Source organism: Pseudomonas sp. ANT_J12, from assembly GCF_008370045.1.
GTDB lineage: Bacteria > Pseudomonadota > Gammaproteobacteria > Pseudomonadales > Pseudomonadaceae > Aquipseudomonas.
Window position 1 is genome coordinate 173,677 of sequence record NZ_VOBN01000001.1, and the last position, 17,771, is coordinate 191,447.

Consider the following 17,771-nt stretch of genomic DNA (forward strand, 5'->3'; position numbering starts at 1 on the left):
GAATCAGATACCCCAAAGAATCTGCACACCCCAGACGAAGTAGGCGAACATCGCAACGCCGCATACTGCCTGGAAGAGGAAACGTACTGCAGTCGCGGACTTGCCCAGCGCCATCGGCGTCAGGTAGTCGGTCGCGATGGTCCACATGCCAACCCAGGCGTGTGCGCCCAGGGCCACCAGGGCCAGCAGACTGAAGATACGCATTCCGTTGCTTGCAAACAGCTCATGCCATTGGACGTAGCCAATGCCAGGGTGGGTAGCGAGGTATCCGATCAGGAAGATGAAATAAGCCGCGAGAACAACCGCAGACACACGCTGTGCCATCCAGTCATAGAGGCCTGAACGCGACAGGTTCGTAACGCTGGTTACCATATCCAAACTCCCGCCAGAACGATCAACACCGCAGACACGGCGATAATGATTTTCGAGCCCAGCTTGCCGCCTTCCAGCGTCTCACCGATGCCCATGTCCATGATCAAGTGGCGCACACCGGCTACCAGGTGATACAGCAGAGCGGACAGGAGGCCCCATGCTACGAACTTGGCCAGCGGGCTGGTCAAGGTTGCCTTCACGTCGGCAAAACCTTCCTCGGAACCCAAGGATTTGCTCAATGCGTACAGCATGAAGCCAATGCCCAGGAAGAGGATGATGCCGGAAACACGGTGAAGAAACGACGTAACGCCGGTGATGGGGAGTTTGATGGTCCTTAGGTCTAGGTTTACAGGTCGTTGGCTTTTCACGGCTTTTTTCACACTGAAGAGCCCCTAACAATCAGGGCAAAGTTGTTGGGGAGTGCACTGGTCAGGTAACCACCACCCAGGGATGCGACCCCCAGCGAAGCGGGCCCAAAAGCCCCTGGCGGTCGGTGGCCGAGTATAGACAGTTAGGCTACTAATGACAACGCAATCACCTTCCCCTAATAGCTCATTGCACAAGTCGGATAAAAGGCGTAAACGGCAGGTAATTTCGAGGAAAAAGTCCGGTTAAAGCCTTCTGGAGCAAGACTTTAGGCAAATTGACATTCGAATTTATCTCACTATAGTGGTGCGGGCCCTGCGTGGGGGGTCTGTCTGATGATTTCAAGCATAAATAGGAGGCCACATGGCTGACAAAAAAGCGCAGTTGATCATCGAGGGCGCAGCCCCCGTCGAGCTGCCCATTTTAACCGGCACCGTTGGTCCCGATGTAATTGATGTTCGGGGCCTGACGGCCACGGGCCGTTTCACCTTTGACCCTGGCTTCATGTCGACCGCCTCCTGCGAGTCGAAGATCACCTATATCGACGGCGACAACGGCATCCTGCTGCACCGCGGCTACCCGATCGAACAGCTGGCTGAAAAGTCGGACTACCTGGAAACCTGCTACCTGCTGCTCAACGGCGAACTGCCGACCGCAGAACAGAAGGCCCAGTTCGTCAGCACCGTGAAGAACCACACCATGGTCCACGAGCAGTTGAAGACCTTCTTCAACGGCTTCCGTCGCGACGCCCACCCAATGGCCGTCATGTGCGGTGTAGTCGGCGCCCTCTCGGCCTTCTACCACGACTCCCTGGACATCAATAACCCGCAGCATCGCGAAATTTCCGCGATCCGCCTGGTTGCCAAGATGCCGACCCTGGCAGCGATGGTTTACAAGTACTCCATGGGCCAACCCATGATGTACCCGCGCAACGACCTGACGTACGCGGAAAACTTCCTGCACATGATGTTCAACACCCCGTGCGAGATCAAACCGATCAGCCCGGTACTCGCCAAGGCCATGGACCGGATCTTCATCCTCCATGCCGACCACGAGCAGAACGCATCGACTTCGACCGTACGCCTGGCCGGTTCTTCGGGTGCCAACCCGTTCGCCTGTATTGCCGCCGGTATCGCTGCACTGTGGGGCCCTGCCCACGGCGGCGCGAACGAAGCTGTCCTGACCATGCTGGACGAAATTGGCGATGTGTCGAACATCGACAAGTTCATCGCCAAGGCCAAGGACAAGAACGATCCGTTCAAATTGATGGGCTTCGGTCACCGGGTTTACAAAAACCGCGACCCACGCGCTACCGTCATGAAGCAGACCTGCGACGAAGTACTGAAGGAACTGGGGATCAACAACGATCCGCAACTCGAACTGGCCATGCGCCTGGAAGAGATCGCCCTGACCGATCCGTACTTCATCGAGCGCTCGCTGTACCCGAACGTCGACTTCTACTCGGGGATTATCCTCAAGGCGATTGGCATTCCGACCAGCATGTTTACCGTGATCTTCGCTTTGGCGCGGACCGTGGGCTGGATCTCCCACTGGAAAGAAATGCTCTCCAGCCCGTACAAGATTGGCCGTCCGCGCCAGTTGTATACCGGCTACGAGTCGCGTGATATCACCAAGCTGGAAGACCGCAAATAAGAGTTGTCTTGCGATAACGTCTTTAAGTTGCACCGGGAACGGCCTCTATTTTTGAGGCCGTTTTTGTTTGTTTGGGTTGTGTGCATATCCATTCCTTCGGTAACGGCGACTATTGGTTTCGCTCTTACAGCGAGTCACTTTCGAAAAGCGCGAAAGTAACCAAAGCGCTTTTGCCCCTTTCGTTCGGTGCCTCGCCCAGGCTCGGCATGCCCTCGCTCCGGCCTCCCGAGGGGGCCTGCATCGCACCGCGAGGCGGCCTGCCGGCCGGCCTGGCTCGGGGGTTGTGCGCGTACGCCAGCTACTGATCGTTCCCACGCTCCGCGTGGGAATGCATCCCGTGACGCTTCGCGTCACCATTGCGCAGGACTCAAGACTCGCGTCGACAGCGGAACGCAGAGCGTCCCCGGCGGCATTCCCACGCGGAGCATGGGAACGATCACAGAAACAAATCCCTGTAGGAGCGAGGCTTGCCCGCGAAGCTTTTGATCTTGTTTTGGCTTTTGATCTTGATCTGCCCCGTCGGAAGGCCGAACGCAGGTTCTGCGCAGCGGGCACCGCGGCAGGGATGCCGCGGTAGCCGCCCCCGGCCATGAATGGCCGATGGCGGCGGGCCCACGGAGCAGGACCGGAGTGAGGGCATGCCGAGCCCAGGCGAGGCACCGTACGTCAGGGGCGAAAGCGTTTTGGTTACTTTGCGCCGGGCCGCGCAGGCTCTTCCAAAGTGACTCGCCGTAAGGGCGAAACCATAAGTGGCCGTTACCGCAGGAATGGATATGTACACCATCAAAAATCCCGGTCGGCAATGAGGCCGCCTTCGCGGGCAAGCCTCGCTCCTACAAAAGCACAAAACCAAAACCAAAAAAAATGCCCCAATCTCTCGACCAGGGCATTTCCATTCAACGCAGCTTATATAAAAGCCTTAGTGCGAAACCGCCCCACTCGCCCCCAACCCAGTCTGCGAACGAACAAACTGAGGGAAGAACAACGCCCGCTCATTGTCAGCCGCAGTCGACTTGTCAGTGATCGAGAAGAACCAGATCCCGATAAACGCAATCGCCATCGAGAACAACGCCGGATACTCGTAAGGGAAGATCGCCTTCTCATGATGCAGAATCTGCACCCAAATGGTCGGCCCAAGCACCATCAAGCCCACGGCACTGATCAGGCCCAACCAGCCACCAATCATCGCACCGCGCGTGGTCAGTTTCTTCCAGTACATGGAAAGCAACAGCACCGGGAAGTTACAGCTCGCCGCGATGGAGAACGCCAGGCCTACCATGAACGCAATGTTCTGGCTTTCGAACAGAATGCCCAAGCCGATCGCCAACACACCCAGGCAGACGGTGGTGATTTTCGAAACGCGGATCTCATCCTTGTCGTTGGCTTTACCCTTCTTGATCACACTGGCATACAGGTCATGAGACACCGCCGTAGCACCGGCCAGCGTCAGACCAGCCACTACAGCCAGAATGGTCGCGAACGCGACTGCCGAGATGAAGCCCAGGAAGATACTGCCACCCACCGCGTTAGCCAGGTGCACCGCCGCCATGTTGTTGCCGCCCAACAGCGCGCCAGCCGCATCTTTAAACGCAGGGTTGGTGCTGACCAGCAAGATCGCGCCGAAGCCGATGATGAACGTCAGGATGTAGAAGTAGCCGATGAAGCCGGTTGCATACAACACGCTCTTGCGCGCTTCTTTTGCATCACTCACGGTGAAGAAGCGCATCAGGATGTGCGGCAGGCCCGCGGTACCGAACATCAGTGCCAGGCCAAGGGAGAACGCCGAGACCGGGTCTTTCACCAAGCCGCCCGGGCTCATGATCGCTTCACCTTTAGGGTGAACCTTGATCGCCTCGGAAAACAGCTGGCTGAAGTCGAAGTTGACGTGCTTCATCACCATCAGCGCCATGAACGTGGCACCGGACAGCAACAGCACAGCCTTGATGATCTGCACCCAAGTCGTCGCCAGCATGCCGCCGAACAGCACGTACATGCACATCAGGATACCGACCAGGATCACCGCGACGTAGTAGTCGAGACCGAACAGCAGCTGGATCAGCTTGCCGGCACCGACCATTTGCGCGATCAGGTAGAACGCCACCACCACCAGCGAACCGCAGGCGGACAGTGTGCGGATCTGGGTTTGCCCGAGGCGGTAAGACGCCACGTCGGCAAAAGTGTATTTACCCAGGTTACGCAGGCGCTCGGCAATCAGGAACAGGATGATCGGCCAGCCCACCAGGAAGCCGATCGAGTAGATCAGACCGTCGTAACCGGAGGTAAACACCAGCGCGGAAATCCCCAGGAAGGACGCCGCCGACATGTAGTCACCGGCAATCGCCAGGCCGTTCTGGAAACCGGTGATCTTGCCGCCGGCCGCGTAGTAGTCGGCCGCCGAGTTGTTGCGCTTGGAGGCCCAGTAGGTGATGCACAGGGTCAAACCGACAAACGCCACGAACATCAGGATCGCGGACACGTTGAGCGGTTGTTTGTGCACTTCGCCGGTCAGGGCTTCAGACGCCCAGGCGCCTGGTGCGAAGGCTGCGATGCTCAATAGAGCCATTAGACGCCGGATCATTGCTGAGCCTCCTTGAGAATCGCATTGTTCAGGTCGTCGAATTCGCCATTGGCGCGTCGTACGTAGATTGCAGTCAGGATAAAGGCCGAGAGAATCAGCCCGACACCAATCGGTATCCCCCAGGTAATCGAAGATTCAGGGCTGATTTTCGCCCCCAGAATATGCGGCCCGTAAGCAATCAAAAGGATGAATCCGGAGTAAAGCCCAAGCATGATCGCCGATAGAATCCAGGCGAACTTTTCTCGTTTACTAACCAGCTCCTTGAAGCGCGGGCTGTTTTGAATCGAGAGGTAAATGCTGTCGTTCATTGTTTTTATCCTCGCAGCACAAATTATTGTTAGAACGTAGCCACTTTATGCGGCTGCGGGACGGCTTCCAGACGACCTTAGTATTAGAACGACATGACGGTTTCGCCAATTTCTAGAACAAAATAATTAGCCTGCTTTGCATCTGTAGGAGCAAGGCTTGCCCGCGACGGCGTGCTCGGGATCGCCATCGCGGGCAAGCCTTGCTCCTACAGGAATGCAAAAGGCCCCTTGGCAGTTATGCCAAGGGGCCTTGAGAGATGCTGATTAGACGCTTGCGCTCAAATCACTTGGTCCATTCGGCAACGCGTTCCGGGTGTTTGGCCACCCAGTCCTTGGCCGCGGCTTCAGGTTTTGCACCATCCTGAATCGCCAACATGACTTCGCCAATTTCGTCTTTCGAGGCCCACTGGAAGTTTTTCAGGAACTTGGCCACTTCCGGCGCTTTGGTTGCCAATTCCTTGCTGCCGATGCTGTTCACGGTTTCAGCCGCGCCATACACGCCTTTCGGGTCGTCGAGGAAGCGCAGTTTCCACTTGGCGAACATCCAGTGCGGCACCCAACCGGTGACAGCGATGGATTCGTTCTTTTTCTCGGCACGGGTCAGCTCGGCAATCATGCCGGCGCCGGAACTGGCCTTGAGGGTGTAGTTGGTCAGACCGTAGTCCTTGATCGCCTGATCGGTCTTGAGCATCACGCCCGAACCGGCGTCAATGCCGACGATACGGCCTTTGAAGCTGTCATCGGTTTTCAGATCGTCGATGCTCTTGGCTTTCACGTACTCCGGCACGATCAGGCCGATTTTTGCATCCTTGAAGTTCGGGCCGTAGTCGACGACCTGATCCTTGTTCTTGGTCCAGTAGTCGCCGTGGGTCACCGGCAGCCAGGCGGACAGCATGGCGTCGAGTTTGCCGGTGGCCACGCCTTGCCACATGATCCCGGTCGCGACGGCTTGCAGCTTCACGTCATAGCCGAGTTTCTGCTTGATCACTTCGGCGGCCACGTGAGTGGTCGCAACGCTGTCGGACCAGCCGTCAACGTAACCGATGCTCAGGGTCTTGCTCTCGGCATTGGCGAATGTGGAGCCAATCGCAAGCACCAGAGCGGCACTCGCGCCTAAAAGTCGTCGCATCTTCATCGTTACTTCCCCGAAAGTGCTGCGCCCGACGGATGCCGAGCGGCGTCAACGTATTGTTATGGTGCACAGCGCCCCCATCACGCCTCACCGCAAAATCGTGAAAACGTCAGCGGAGTACTGACGCTTCGATAATCAACCTCACGACAACAGCGACCTGTGCTGCCAACGACCTCAAGGCATCGAGAAACGACATCAGAACGCCATTAATCGTGATCGCCGCAACCACCCCGCCCGATCCGCCCGAACTTTGCATGTCAAAATCATGCAGGGCACCAAGCCCGGGGCAAATGCAGGTAACATGCGCGGCTTTGCTCCCAGACGGCCTGACCATGCCCGCGACATCACGCTTTCCTTTTTTCGCTTATGTTTTCGCCTGCCTGCTCGGGCTGTTTGCCCTTGGCGGTTTCTGGTACGGCCTCGGCAAACCGGTGATTCTGCCGGACGTGGCCAGCGCCACGCACAAGTTGCAATGCGCCTCCTACACCCCGTTCGACAAGGACCAGTCGCCGTTCGACCAGCCGTTCAAATTGCGCCCCGAGCGCATGGACGCCGACCTCGCGCTGCTGTCCAAAAGCTTCGAATGCATCCGCACCTATTCCATGACCGGCCTCGAGGCCCTGCCCGACCTGGCGCGCAAGCACGGGTTGAAGCTGATGATCGGTGCCTGGGTCAACAGCAACCCCGTGGACACGGCCAAGGAAGTCGATCTGCTGATCGCTTCGGCCAACGCCAACCCGGACGTGGTGACTTCGGTGATCGTCGGCAACGAAGCCCTACTGCGCAAGGAAGTCACCGGCGCGCAATTGGCGAAGCTGATCAATCAGGTGAAAAGCCAGATCAAGCAGCCGGTCACTTATGCCGACGTCTGGGAGTTCTGGCTCAAGCACCCGGAAATCGCCCCGGCGGTGGATTTCCTGACCATCCATTTGTTGCCGTACTGGGAAGATGATCCGTCGAACATCGACGCCGCCCTGCAACACGTGGCCGAAGTGCGCCAGGTGTTCGGCAACAAGTTCGCGCCCAAGGACGTGCTGATCGGCGAAACCGGCTGGCCGAGCGAAGGTCGCCAGCGTGAAACCGCGCTGCCGAGCCGAGTCAACGAAGCCAAGTTCATCCGTGGTTTTGTCGCCATGGCCGAGCAACAGGGCTGGCATTACAACCTGATCGAAGCCTTTGACCAGCCGTGGAAGCGCGCCAGCGAAGGCGCGGTGGGCGGTTACTGGGGCCTGTTTGATGCTGATCGCCAGGACAAGGGCGTGCTGGCCGGTCCGGTATCCAACGTGCCGTACTGGTCACAATGGCTGGCGGTGGGCGGTGTGATCTTCCTTGGCACCTTGCTGCTGGGCGGTCGGGTCCGCAGCATCCGCGCGGCGTTGGTGCTGCCACTGTTGGCGGCGCTGGCGGCTTGCTCGATCGGGGCCTGGGGCGACCTGGCGCGGGTCACCACCCGGTTTGCCAGTGAATGGCTGTGGGTCGGCTTGCTGACGGCATTGAATCTGTTGGTGCTGGCCCATGCCGCGCTGACCTTGAGTGCGCGCAACGGTTGGCGTGGATGCGCCTTTAATCTGCTGGAGCGCCGAGCAGGCTGGCTGGTAGCAGCCGCCGGGTTTGCGGCGGCAGTGATGATGCTGGAGCTGGTGTTCGACCCGCGCTATCGCAGTTTCCCGAGTGTCGCGTTTATCCTGCCGGCGCTGGTGTACCTGTGCCGTCCGGTGAGCGTGCCGCGTCGGGAGATTGCGCTGCTGACCTTCATCATCGGTGCCGGCATTGCGCCGCAGCTGTTTCGTGAAGGGTTGCAGAACCAGCAGGCCTGGGGTTGGGCGCTGGTGAGTGTGTTGATGGCGGCGGCGTTGTGGCGGTGTTTGCGGGTTCGCAAGGGCTGATCTTCGGAGCCTTTGCGGGCCTCTTCGCGGGCAAGCCTCGCTCCTACGGATTTGTGTCGTTCACATCATTTGTGTACGACGCAACCCTGTAGGAGCAAGGCTTGCCCGCGATGCGATCTGTCAAACGCCGCGGCTTTCCCGGACCAACCGCAACGCCGCAATCACCACCGCAAACACTGCCAGCGTCGTGTTGTACAACGCCAACGCCGGGAACCCCAGCACCAGCGCCAACACCGCCAGCCACCACCCTGCCCGACCCGGTACGACAAAACCGATGACCGCCGCGGCGACGGCGCCCCAGCCCAAGACCTTGAAGTGAATCATCAGCCCCAGGTTCGAGCGGACCTGGCACTCCCAGCGGCTCGCCTCGTCCACGCACAGGCCGACCCATTGCGCGTCCTCCATGAAGCCATAACGCGCGCCATAACTGGCGGCCAGCCATAAAGGCAGCAAAACAAGCAGCAGAATCACGGGCAGACGGCGGGACATGAAGCACTCCAATAGACGAAAACGGCGGCCAGCTTAAGCGCCCGGCGGCTTTGTGCAAGCCTTAACAACACTTAACTGGGCAGGCAATCACTGCAAAGTGTATCGTCCAGCTACTATTACCCCGAATTTAGGCCTGATTGGTGCCGATCCATGGCACTTTGGCGCAAACCCCGTGGTCATAGCCTGCGAACCTCAATCGGCACCTTTCCTCTAAGGGATTTAGTCATGCTCCGTTCCTTGCGCTTCGCCGCCCTGTTTGGCGGCCTTATTTTGAGTGCGTCCGCACTGGCGGTCGACATCGACGCCGCCAGCTATGGCTACCCCTTGACGAACCCGTTCGAGGCGACCATTGCCACCACTCCACCGGAGTTGCGCCCGGAGTTGCCGGCCAACGAAGACATCAATCAGCAGGACCGTAGCGTCCGTTTGCGCCCGGAGCGTGAATTCAGCCTGCCGGACAACTTCTGGCCGGTGAAGAAACTCACCTATCGCATCGCCACCCAGGATCACGCCGCGCCGCTGATTTTCCTGATCGCCGGTACCGGCGCGCGTTATGACAGCAGCCTCAACGAATACCTGAAGAAGCTTTACTACAAGGCCGGCTACCACGTGGTGCAGCTGTCGTCGCCGACCAGCTTCGACTTCATGAGCGCCGCGTCACGCTTCGCCACGCCCGGTATCACCAAGGAAGACGCCGAAGACATGTACCGGGTGATGCAGGCCGTGCGGGCGCAAAACCCGAAGACGCCCGTCACCGAGTACTACCTGACCGGTTACAGCCTCGGCGCACTGGACGCAGCCTTCGTCGCGCACCTGGACGAAACCCGTCGCAGCTTCAACTTCAAGAAAGTCTTGCTGCTCAACCCGCCGGTCAACCTCTACACCTCGATCACCAACCTCGACAAGCTGGTGCAGACCGAGGTCAAGGGCATCAACAACAGCACCACCTTCTATGAACTGGTGCTGAACAAACTGACCCGCTACTTCCAGCAAAAAGGCTACATCGACCTCAACGATGCCCTGCTCTATGACTTCCAGCAGTCCAAGCAGCACCTGACCAACGAACAGATGGCGATGCTGATCGGCACCTCGTTCCGGTTCTCGGCGGCCGACATTGCCTTCACCTCCGACCTGATCAACCGCCGTGGCCTGATCACGCCGCCGAAGTACCCGATCACCGAAGGCACCAGCCTCACGCCGTTCCTCAAGCGTGCGCTGCAATGCGACTTCGACTGCTACATCACCGAGCAGGTTATCCCGATGTGGCGCGCCCGCACCGACGGCGGCAGCCTGCTGCAACTGATCGACCAGGTGAGTTTGTATGCCCTGAAGGATTACCTGCACGACAGCCCGAAAATCTCCGTCATGCATAACGCCGACGACGTGATCCTCGGCCCTGGCGACCTGGGTTTCCTGCGCCGCACCTTCGGCGATCGCTTGACTGTTTACCCATTGGGCGGCCATTGCGGCAACCTTAACTATCGCGTCAACAGCGACGCCATGCTGGAGTTCTTCCGTGGCTAAATATCTCCTGCTTATCGCAGCGTTACTCTGTGCAGGCGTCGCCAATGCCGACAACAGCAAAGCCAACGCGCCGGTCGTGATCGACAACGATGGCTTCAAGGAACCGCTGAGCAAACTCAAGTTCAACCCGGGCCTGGACCAGCGCGAGTTCGAGCGTTCGACGCTCAACGCGCTGAACGTCTACGACCCGCTGGAGGAGTGGAACCGTCGGGTCTACCACTTCAACTACCGCTTCGACCAATGGGTGTTCCTGCCCGTGGTCGACGGCTATCGCTACGTGACCCCGAGCTTTTTGCGCACCGGTGTGAGCAACTTCTTCAACAACCTCGGTGACGTGCCGAACCTGTTGAACAGCATGCTCCAGCTCAAGGGCCACCGCTCGCTGGAAACCACCGCGCGACTGCTGCTCAACACCACCATCGGCGTTGCCGGCCTGTGGGACCCGGCCACCGCCATGGGCCTGCCGCGCCAGAGCGAAGACTTCGGCCAGACCCTGGGCTTCTACGGCGTACCGGGCGGTGCCTACTTCGTGCTGCCGATCCTCGGCCCCTCCAACCTGCGCGACACCGCCGGGCTGGTGGTCGACTACACCGGCGAGTCGGCGGTCAACTTCCTGAACGTCTCCGAAGTCAGCTCCAACCACCCGGAAATCTGGGTCCTGCGCGGCGTCGACAAGCGCTACCAGACCAGCTTCCGCTACGGTCAGCTGAACTCGCCGTTCGAGTACGAGAAGGTGCGTTACGTGTACACCGAGTCGCGTAAGTTGCAGATCGCCGAGTAACGCTGGCGATACACAATCTGGCGGCAATAAAAAAGGCCATTCGATGCGAGTCGAATGGCCTTTTTGCTTTCTGATGATCGTTCCCACGCCCTGTGTGGGAATGCCTCAACGGACGCTCCGCGTTCAGCTTTGAATGGGACGCGGAGCGTCCCGGGCTGCATTCCCACCCGGAGCGTGGGAACGATCAATCAACACCACCACCGACCCACCGTAGGAACAACGCTTGCTCGCGATGGCGGCTCGGCAGTCAACCCAGATGTTGAATGTTATGGCCTCATCGCGAGCAAGCTTTGCTCCTACAGGTTCAGCCTTTGACTGAGCGCCAGATCTTGCTTGCGATCATGACGCCGGCCAACACCACCGCCCCCGCCACAATCCCCGCCACCGCATTCAACAACGTCGGCACGATAAACGCCGCACCGCCAGCACTCGCGCTGACGCTTTCAATCCAGTGATGCACCACCGGCACGCCATGGGTCAGGATCCCGCCGCCGACCAGGAACATCGCCGCCGTGCCGATCACCGACAGGCTTTTCATCATGTACGGTGCCGCCCGCAGGATCGCGCCGCCGATGCTTTTGGCCATTTGCCCCGGTTTCTGGGTCAGCCACAGGCCCAGGTCGTCGAGTTTGACGATGCCCGCCACCAGGCCATAGACGCCGATGGTCATGACGATGGCGATGCCCGACAGCACGATCACTTGCTGGGTCAGCGAAGCGCCGGCGACGGTGCCGAGGGTGATGGCGATGATTTCTGCCGAGAGGATGAAGTCGGTGCGGATCGCGCCTTTGATCTTGTCCTGTTCGAACGCCACCAGATCCGTGGCCGGATCGGCCACGGCCTCGACCAGTTGCGCGTGCTCGGCGTCGTCTTCAGCCTTGCTGTGCAGGAACTTGTGGGCCAGTTTCTCGAAACCCTCAAAGCACAGGTAAGCACCGCCGACCATCAACAACGGCGTGACCAGCCACGGAATGAACACGCTGATGGCCAATGCCGACGGCACCAGGATCAGTTTGTTGAGAAACGAGCCCTTGGCGACCGCCCAGACCACCGGGATTTCCCGTTCGGCACGCACACCGCTGACTTGCTGGGCATTGAGCGCCAGGTCGTCGCCGAGTACGCCAGCCGTCTTCTTCGCGGCCATTTTGGTCATCAATGCCACGTCGTCGAGTACCGCGGCGATGTCGTCGATCAGCACCAGCAAACTGCTTCCTGCCATGAATCAGGTTTCCTTCGAGTAATGAATGCCGCGCAGCATAGCGCGGCCGAGCGCCGCACGGTGCATTCTTGAGCGCCGCGCGAGCCCGGTGCTACCATGCGCAACCGCCAGAACAGGCAAGGAACCCCCTGGTTTATGAGCACTATCCGCGAGCGCAACAAAGAACTGATCCTGCGTGCCGCCAGTGAAGAATTTGCCGACAAGGGCTTCGCTGCGACCAAAACCAGCGATATCGCGGCCAAGGCGGGATTGCCCAAGCCCAACGTCTACTACTATTTCAAATCCAAGGAAAACCTCTACCGCGAGGTCCTGGAAAGCATCATCGAGCCGATCCTGCAGGCCTCGACGCCGTTCAACGCCGACGGCGTGCCCAGTGAAGTGCTGAGCGGCTACATCCGCTCCAAGATCCGCATCTCCCGCGACCTGCCCTTCGCCTCCAAGGTGTTTGCCAGCGAAATCATGCACGGCGCGCCGCACCTGAGCGCCGACCTGGTCGAACGCCTCAATGGGCAGGCCAAGCACAACATCGACTGCATCCAGACCTGGATCGACCGCGGCCAGATCGCCCCCATCGACCCCAACCACCTGATGTTCAGCATCTGGGCCGCGACCCAGACGTACGCCGACTTCGACTGGCAGATTTCTGCGGTCACCGGCAAGTCGAAGCTGGATGAGGCGGATTATGAAGCGGCAGCGCAGACGATTATTCGCCTGGTGCTCAAGGGGTGTGAACCGGATCGTTAGATCCGGTTTTCAATCAAGCAAAGATCGCAGCCTTCAAACCTGCGATCTTTTGCTTTCAAGCTTCGCTGCCCATCAACCAGCGCAGCGCCTGCGGGAACGAAGTACGCCAGTCATCCGGGAACGTGTGCCCTTCTTCATGGGTACGGGATTTAACCTCGTTGCCATCACTGAACAGCTTGCGGAAATCGGTGGCCATCTGCTGGTTGCCCGGCCCTTCCATCTTGCCGTTGATCACGAACACCCGTTTGCCATGGGCCTTGCTCACGGTCGGCGTTGGCTGCATGCCGCCGGGTGACACCAGCAGTGCGCCGGCGTAGTCATCCGGATGCTGCGCCAACAGCGCGCCGGCATGTTGCGAGCCTTGGGAGAAGCCCATCAGGTAAACATGCTTGCGGTCGACGCATTGCTGCGCCTCCAGTTCTTTCAAGCCGTTCTGCACCGCTTTATGGGTGCCTTCAAAGCCCGGACCGATCCAGCGGAAGCTGTCGACCGCATTGATCATCTCGGTGCCGTTGATGCCGAGAACGATCGCGCCGGTGTCCGCGAGCGACTGATAATCATCGACCTCGCCGTTGACCCCGTAGCCATGCATCCACACCAGCACCGGCCGGCACGCGGCGGGCACGGGAACACCGGCGGGAGGATTGAGCACCGAAATCGCACCGACCTTGCCGGGGGCGATTTTCTGATAGCGCTGCTGGGCGTTGGCCAACACGGTTTTGTAAGTGGCGGTCTGGCGCAGTTCGGAAAAGTCTTCGTCGCTGGCCAGCATCGGGCCGAACCACATGCCGCGATCATCAGCTTCCCTCAGGAAGCGTTGCGCCAGTTTGTCATCGCCGCGCCGGGCGAACAGCGCCGCCACCTGATAAGGCGCGAGCAGTTGCTTGGGGTCTTCACGGCTGGCCGCCAGATACACCGCGATGGCCTGCAGGGTGTCGGTGTCTTCGAGCTTTTCGGCCCGGGCCATCAGCTCATCCACGTCGTCGGCATTGAGCAGCGCGGTGACCACCGGGCTGAGAGCCTGGAACGCAATGTCTTCGGCGTCCAGCGGTTCGGCGGCGTGCAGAAAGGGTGTGCAGAGGGTCATGGCCGTGGCCAGAGAGATGCCAAGTAGCGTCTTCACGCAGATCTTCCTTGATACAAAAACGAGAGGGGCGGCAGTCTATCGACCCCGCCCCGCTTCGTCATCACCGCGCTGCCGGCGGTGTCGATTTACTTCAGATCAAGCCGTCACCCCAGCATCCGCGCGCAAGCCCTGGGCCTCGATCGCGCTGATCGCACATTGTTCGTCCACATCCGACAGATCGCCGCTGATGCCTACCGCACCCAGCACGTTGCCGTCCTGATCCCGAATCAACACACCGCCCGGTGCCGGCACCACGCTGCCCTGCCCCATGCTATTGAGCGCGGCAATAAATGCCGGGCGTTGTTGGGCGTCCAGCGCCAGCAGGCGTGAGCCCTTGCCCAGCGCTATCGCGCCCCACGCTTTGCCGATGGCGATTTGCGGGCGCAGCAGGCTGGCGCCGTCTTCCCGTTGCAAAGAAATCAAATGTCCGCCGGCATCCAATACCGCGATGGTCAGTGGAGCTGCGGAAACTGCACGCCCTGCGGCGATGGCCTGGTTCGTCAGGTTGACTGCGTCTTTCAAGGTTAAAGCGCTCATGGTGCCGTCCTCATTTTGTTATTGGAAAGCGGTTGGGCTGCGGTTTTGTGCCGCAGTCCGATTCAACAAATAGAACACAATAGATTATTTATTTGTATACAATAATTCTCGAAAAGCGCCACATGCGACGAAAAGCCACAGTAGAACGGGCTTCCGACGAATGAAACAGCCGCTTGAGAAAATGGATTGACCTGCGCCGTCCGCCGTGAATACACTCTGCGCAAAGCCACTTGTATACAATTACAAAACGTAAGAGGCACCAAAACCATGAGCAAAATGAGAGCAATCGAAGCCGCCGTTCTGGTGATGCGCCGTGAAGGGGTTGATACCGCTTTTGGCATCCCGGGCGCCGCGATCAACCCGCTGTACTCCGCCTTGCAGAAGGTCGGTGGCATCGATCACGTCCTCGCTCGCCACGTTGAAGGCGCTTCGCACATGGCTGAGGGCTACACCCGCACCAAGGCCGGCAACATCGGCGTGTGCATCGGCACTTCCGGCCCGGCGGGCACCGACATGGTCACCGGCTTGTACAGCGCCTCGGCCGACTCGATCCCGATCCTGTGCATCACCGGCCAGGCACCGCGGGCGCGCATGCATAAAGAAGACTTCCAGGCAGTCGACATCACCGCCATCGTCAAGCCAGTGACCAAGTGGGCCACCACCGTCATGGAACCGGGCCAGGTGCCGTACGCGTTTCAGAAAGCGTTCTACGAAATGCGCTCCGGCCGTCCGGGCCCCGTGCTGATCGACCTGCCGTTCGACGTGCAGATGGCTGAAATCGAATTCGACATCGACGCCTACCAGCCACTGCCGCTGGCCAAGCCCACCGCCAACCGCGTGCAAATCGAGAAGGCCCTGGCCATGCTCGACCAGGCTGAGCGTCCGTTGCTGGTGGCCGGTGGCGGCATCATCAATGCCGATGCCAGCGACTTGCTGGTGGAGTTCGCCGAGCTGACCGGCATTCCAGTGATCCCGACCCTGATGGGCTGGGGCACGATTCCGGACGATCACCCGTTGATGGTCGGCATGGTCGGCCTGCAAACCTCGCACCGCTACGGCAACGCGACGCTGTTGAAATCGGACGTGGTGCTGGGCGTCGGTAACCGTTGGGCCAACCGTCACACCGGTTCGATCGACGTCTACACCGAAGGCCGCAAATTCATTCACGTTGACATCGAGCCGACGCAAATCGGCCGCGTGTTCAACCCGGACCTGGGCATCGTCTCCGACGCCGCGGCCGCGCTGACCGTGTTCATCGAAGTCGCTCGCGAATGGCAGGCCGCCGGCAAGCTGAAAAACCGTAGCGCCTGGCTGCAAGACTGCCAGCAGCGCAAGGCCAGCCTGCAACGCAAGACCCACTTCGACAACGTGCCGGTCAAGCCGCAGCGCGTGTATGAAGAGATGAACCAAGTGTTCGGCAAAGACACTTGCTATGTAAGTACCATCGGTCTGTCGCAAATTGCCGGCGCGCAGTTCCTGCACGTCTACAAGCCGCGTCACTGGATCAACTGCGGTCAGGCCGGCCCATTGGGCTGGACCATTCCGGCGGCGCTGGGCGTGGTCAAGGCCGATCCGACGCGCAAGGTCGTGGCACTGTCCGGCGACTATGATTTCCAGTTCATGATTGAAGAATTGGCGGTGGGCGCGCAGTTCAAACTGCCGTACATCCACGTGGTGGTGAACAATTCGTACCTGGGGCTGATCCGTCAGGCCCAGCGCGGTTTCGACATGGACTACTGCGTGCAGCTGTCCTTCGATAACCTCAACGCTCCGGAGCTCAACGGTTACGGTGTCGACCACGTCGCAGTCGCCGAAGGCCTCGGCTGCAAGGCACTGCGCGTGTTCGAACCGGGTCAGATCCAGCCTGCCCTGCGCAAGGCCCAGGAGCTGATCGAAGAGTTCAAGGTGCCGGTGATCGTCGAGATTATCCTGGAGCGCGTAACCAACATTTCCATGGGCACCGAGATCAACGCCGTCAACGAATTCGAAGACCTGGCGCTGGTCGGCAACGATGCGCCAACCGCGATTTCGTTGCTCGATTGACCACTATGATCGTTCCCACGCTCTGCGTGGGAATGCATCCGGTGAAGCTCCGCGTCACATAACGGCTGGACGCAGAGCGTCCGGGACGGCATTCCCACGCAGAGCATGGGAACGATCGGCCCTCACACATTTACGGGAGACCACCATGCCGCGTTTCGCAGCCAACCTGTCCATGCTGTTCACCGAACAGGATTTTCTTGCCCGTTTTGAAGCGGCCGCCAAGGCCGGTTTCAGTGGTGTCGAGTACCTGTTCCCTTACGACTTCAGCTCCGCCGAGATCAAGGCCAAGCTCGACGCCAACGGTCTGACCCAGGTGCTGTTCAACCTGCCGGCCGGTGACTGGGCCAAGGGCGAACGCGGTATCGCGTGCCTGCCGGATCGGGTCGAAGAATTCCGCGCCGGGGTCGATCTGGCGATTGCCTACGCCCAGGTCCTGGGCAACACCCAGGTCAACTGCCTGGCCGGTATTCGTCCACAAAACGTCGATGACGCCACCGTGGAAAAGACGTTTGTCAGCAACCTCAAGTACGCCGCCGACAAGCTGCAAGCGGTGGGCATCAAACTGGTGATGGAAGCGATCAACACCCGCGACATCCCGGGTTTCTACCTGAACAACACGGCGCAAGCCCTGTCGATTCGCGAACAGGTCGGCAGCGCCAATCTGTTCCTGCAATACGACATCTACCACATGCAAATCATGGAAGGCGACCTGGCCCGCACCCTGCAATCGCACCTGGGCGAAATCAACCACGTGCAGTTGGCAGACAACCCAGGGCGCAACGAACCGGGCACCGGAGAGATCAACTACCGCTTCCTGTTCGAACACTTGGATCGCATTGGTTATCAGGGTTGGGTCGGTTGCGAATACAAGCCGCTGACCACCACAGAAGCGGGCCTGGGCTGGTTGAAAACCCATAACGCAATCTGAGCAGTTCCCCTTGTGGGAGCGGGCTTATGTGGCGAGGGGGCTTGCCCCCGTTCGGCTGCGAAGCAGTCGTAAAACCTGCATACGC

The 17,771-nt window shown here is 59.6% G+C and carries 16 protein-coding genes; 7 read left to right on the forward strand and 9 right to left on the reverse strand.

Annotated features, from left to right (window positions below):
• Window positions 1–3 precede the first annotated feature (3 nt).
• Entirely contained in the window at window positions 4–372 is a 369-nt protein-coding gene (sdhD, locus tag FQ192_RS00850; protein WP_133836530.1) for a succinate dehydrogenase, hydrophobic membrane anchor protein, read from the reverse strand.
• Entirely contained in the window at window positions 366–752 is a 387-nt protein-coding gene (gene sdhC, locus FQ192_RS00855) for a succinate dehydrogenase, cytochrome b556 subunit (RefSeq protein WP_178076575.1), read from the reverse strand. Before sdhC ends, sdhD begins: the two co-directional genes overlap by 7 nt.
• A 349-nt stretch (window positions 753–1,101) precedes the next feature.
• Between sdhC and gltA the strand changes: the two genes are divergently transcribed.
• The gene (gltA, locus tag FQ192_RS00860; RefSeq protein ID WP_003222994.1) at window positions 1,102–2,391 is read left to right on the forward strand and encodes a citrate synthase; all 1,290 of its coding nucleotides are present in this window, start codon (window positions 1,102–1,104) and stop codon (window positions 2,389–2,391) included.
• Between the two features lie 919 nt (window positions 2,392–3,310).
• Here the strand turns inward: gltA and FQ192_RS00865 are convergent.
• The 3 genes from FQ192_RS00865 to FQ192_RS00875 all read right to left on the reverse strand — a co-directional run bounded on the left by FQ192_RS00865 (window position 3,311) and on the right by FQ192_RS00875 (window position 6,412).
• Window positions 3,311–4,969 (reverse strand): cation acetate symporter, encoded by a 1,659-nt coding sequence (locus FQ192_RS00865; RefSeq protein WP_149656974.1) that lies wholly within the window; start codon window positions 4,967–4,969, stop codon window positions 3,311–3,313.
• Complete coding sequence (locus tag FQ192_RS00870; RefSeq protein WP_008148580.1) at window positions 4,966–5,277, reverse strand: DUF485 domain-containing protein; 312 nt, start codon at window positions 5,275–5,277, stop codon at window positions 4,966–4,968. Before FQ192_RS00870 ends, FQ192_RS00865 begins: the two co-directional genes overlap by 4 nt.
• A gap of 283 nt (window positions 5,278–5,560) precedes the next feature.
• A complete protein-coding gene (locus FQ192_RS00875; RefSeq protein WP_149656975.1) occupies window positions 5,561–6,412 on the reverse strand; it encodes a glycine betaine ABC transporter substrate-binding protein in 852 nt (283 codons plus the stop codon).
• Between the two features lie 287 nt (window positions 6,413–6,699).
• Between FQ192_RS00875 and FQ192_RS00885 the strand changes: the two genes are divergently transcribed.
• Window positions 6,700–8,295, forward strand: a complete 1,596-nt coding sequence (locus FQ192_RS00885) for a beta (1-6) glucans synthase (protein ID WP_149656977.1) — start codon at window positions 6,700–6,702, stop codon at window positions 8,293–8,295.
• 120 nt (window positions 8,296–8,415) lie between these two features.
• Here the strand turns inward: FQ192_RS00885 and FQ192_RS00890 are convergent, their stop codons facing one another.
• Complete coding sequence (locus FQ192_RS00890; protein WP_149656978.1) at window positions 8,416–8,784, reverse strand: hypothetical protein; 369 nt, start codon at window positions 8,782–8,784, stop codon at window positions 8,416–8,418.
• A gap of 225 nt (window positions 8,785–9,009) precedes the next feature.
• Between FQ192_RS00890 and FQ192_RS00895 the strand changes: the two genes are divergently transcribed.
• Window positions 9,010–10,308, forward strand: a complete 1,299-nt coding sequence (locus tag FQ192_RS00895) for a serine/threonine protein kinase (RefSeq protein ID WP_054049439.1) — start codon at window positions 9,010–9,012, stop codon at window positions 10,306–10,308.
• Window positions 10,301–11,089, forward strand: a complete 789-nt coding sequence (locus tag FQ192_RS00900) for a VacJ family lipoprotein (RefSeq protein ID WP_149656979.1) — start codon at window positions 10,301–10,303, stop codon at window positions 11,087–11,089. Before FQ192_RS00895 ends, FQ192_RS00900 begins: the two co-directional genes overlap by 8 nt.
• Window positions 11,090–11,393: 304 nt before the next feature.
• Here FQ192_RS00900 and FQ192_RS00905 read toward each other — a convergent pair whose 3' ends face one another.
• Window positions 11,394–12,308 (reverse strand): DUF808 domain-containing protein, encoded by a 915-nt coding sequence (locus FQ192_RS00905; protein ID WP_149656980.1) that lies wholly within the window; start codon window positions 12,306–12,308, stop codon window positions 11,394–11,396.
• Between the two features lie 135 nt (window positions 12,309–12,443).
• Here FQ192_RS00905 and FQ192_RS00910 point away from each other — a divergent pair, with 135 nt between their 5' ends.
• Window positions 12,444–13,052 (forward strand): TetR/AcrR family transcriptional regulator, encoded by a 609-nt coding sequence (locus tag FQ192_RS00910; RefSeq protein WP_149656981.1) that lies wholly within the window; start codon window positions 12,444–12,446, stop codon window positions 13,050–13,052.
• Window positions 13,053–13,107: 55 nt separating this feature from the next.
• Here FQ192_RS00910 and FQ192_RS00915 read toward each other — a convergent pair whose 3' ends face one another.
• Window positions 13,108–14,175, reverse strand: a complete 1,068-nt coding sequence (locus FQ192_RS00915) for a hypothetical protein (protein ID WP_149656982.1) — start codon at window positions 14,173–14,175, stop codon at window positions 13,108–13,110.
• Between the two features lie 99 nt (window positions 14,176–14,274).
• A complete protein-coding gene (locus FQ192_RS00920; RefSeq protein WP_149656983.1) occupies window positions 14,275–14,715 on the reverse strand; it encodes a heme-binding protein in 441 nt (146 codons plus the stop codon).
• A gap of 267 nt (window positions 14,716–14,982) precedes the next feature.
• Between FQ192_RS00920 and gcl the strand changes: the two genes are divergently transcribed.
• On the forward strand, window positions 14,983–16,758 hold the full coding sequence (gene gcl / locus FQ192_RS00925; protein ID WP_123510515.1) for a glyoxylate carboligase: 1,776 nt from the start codon (window positions 14,983–14,985) through the stop codon (window positions 16,756–16,758).
• Window positions 16,759–16,903: 145 nt separating this feature from the next.
• Window positions 16,904–17,686, forward strand: a complete 783-nt coding sequence (gene hyi / locus FQ192_RS00930; RefSeq protein ID WP_149656984.1) for a hydroxypyruvate isomerase — start codon at window positions 16,904–16,906, stop codon at window positions 17,684–17,686.
• The last annotated feature ends 85 nt before the right edge of the window (window positions 17,687–17,771 follow it).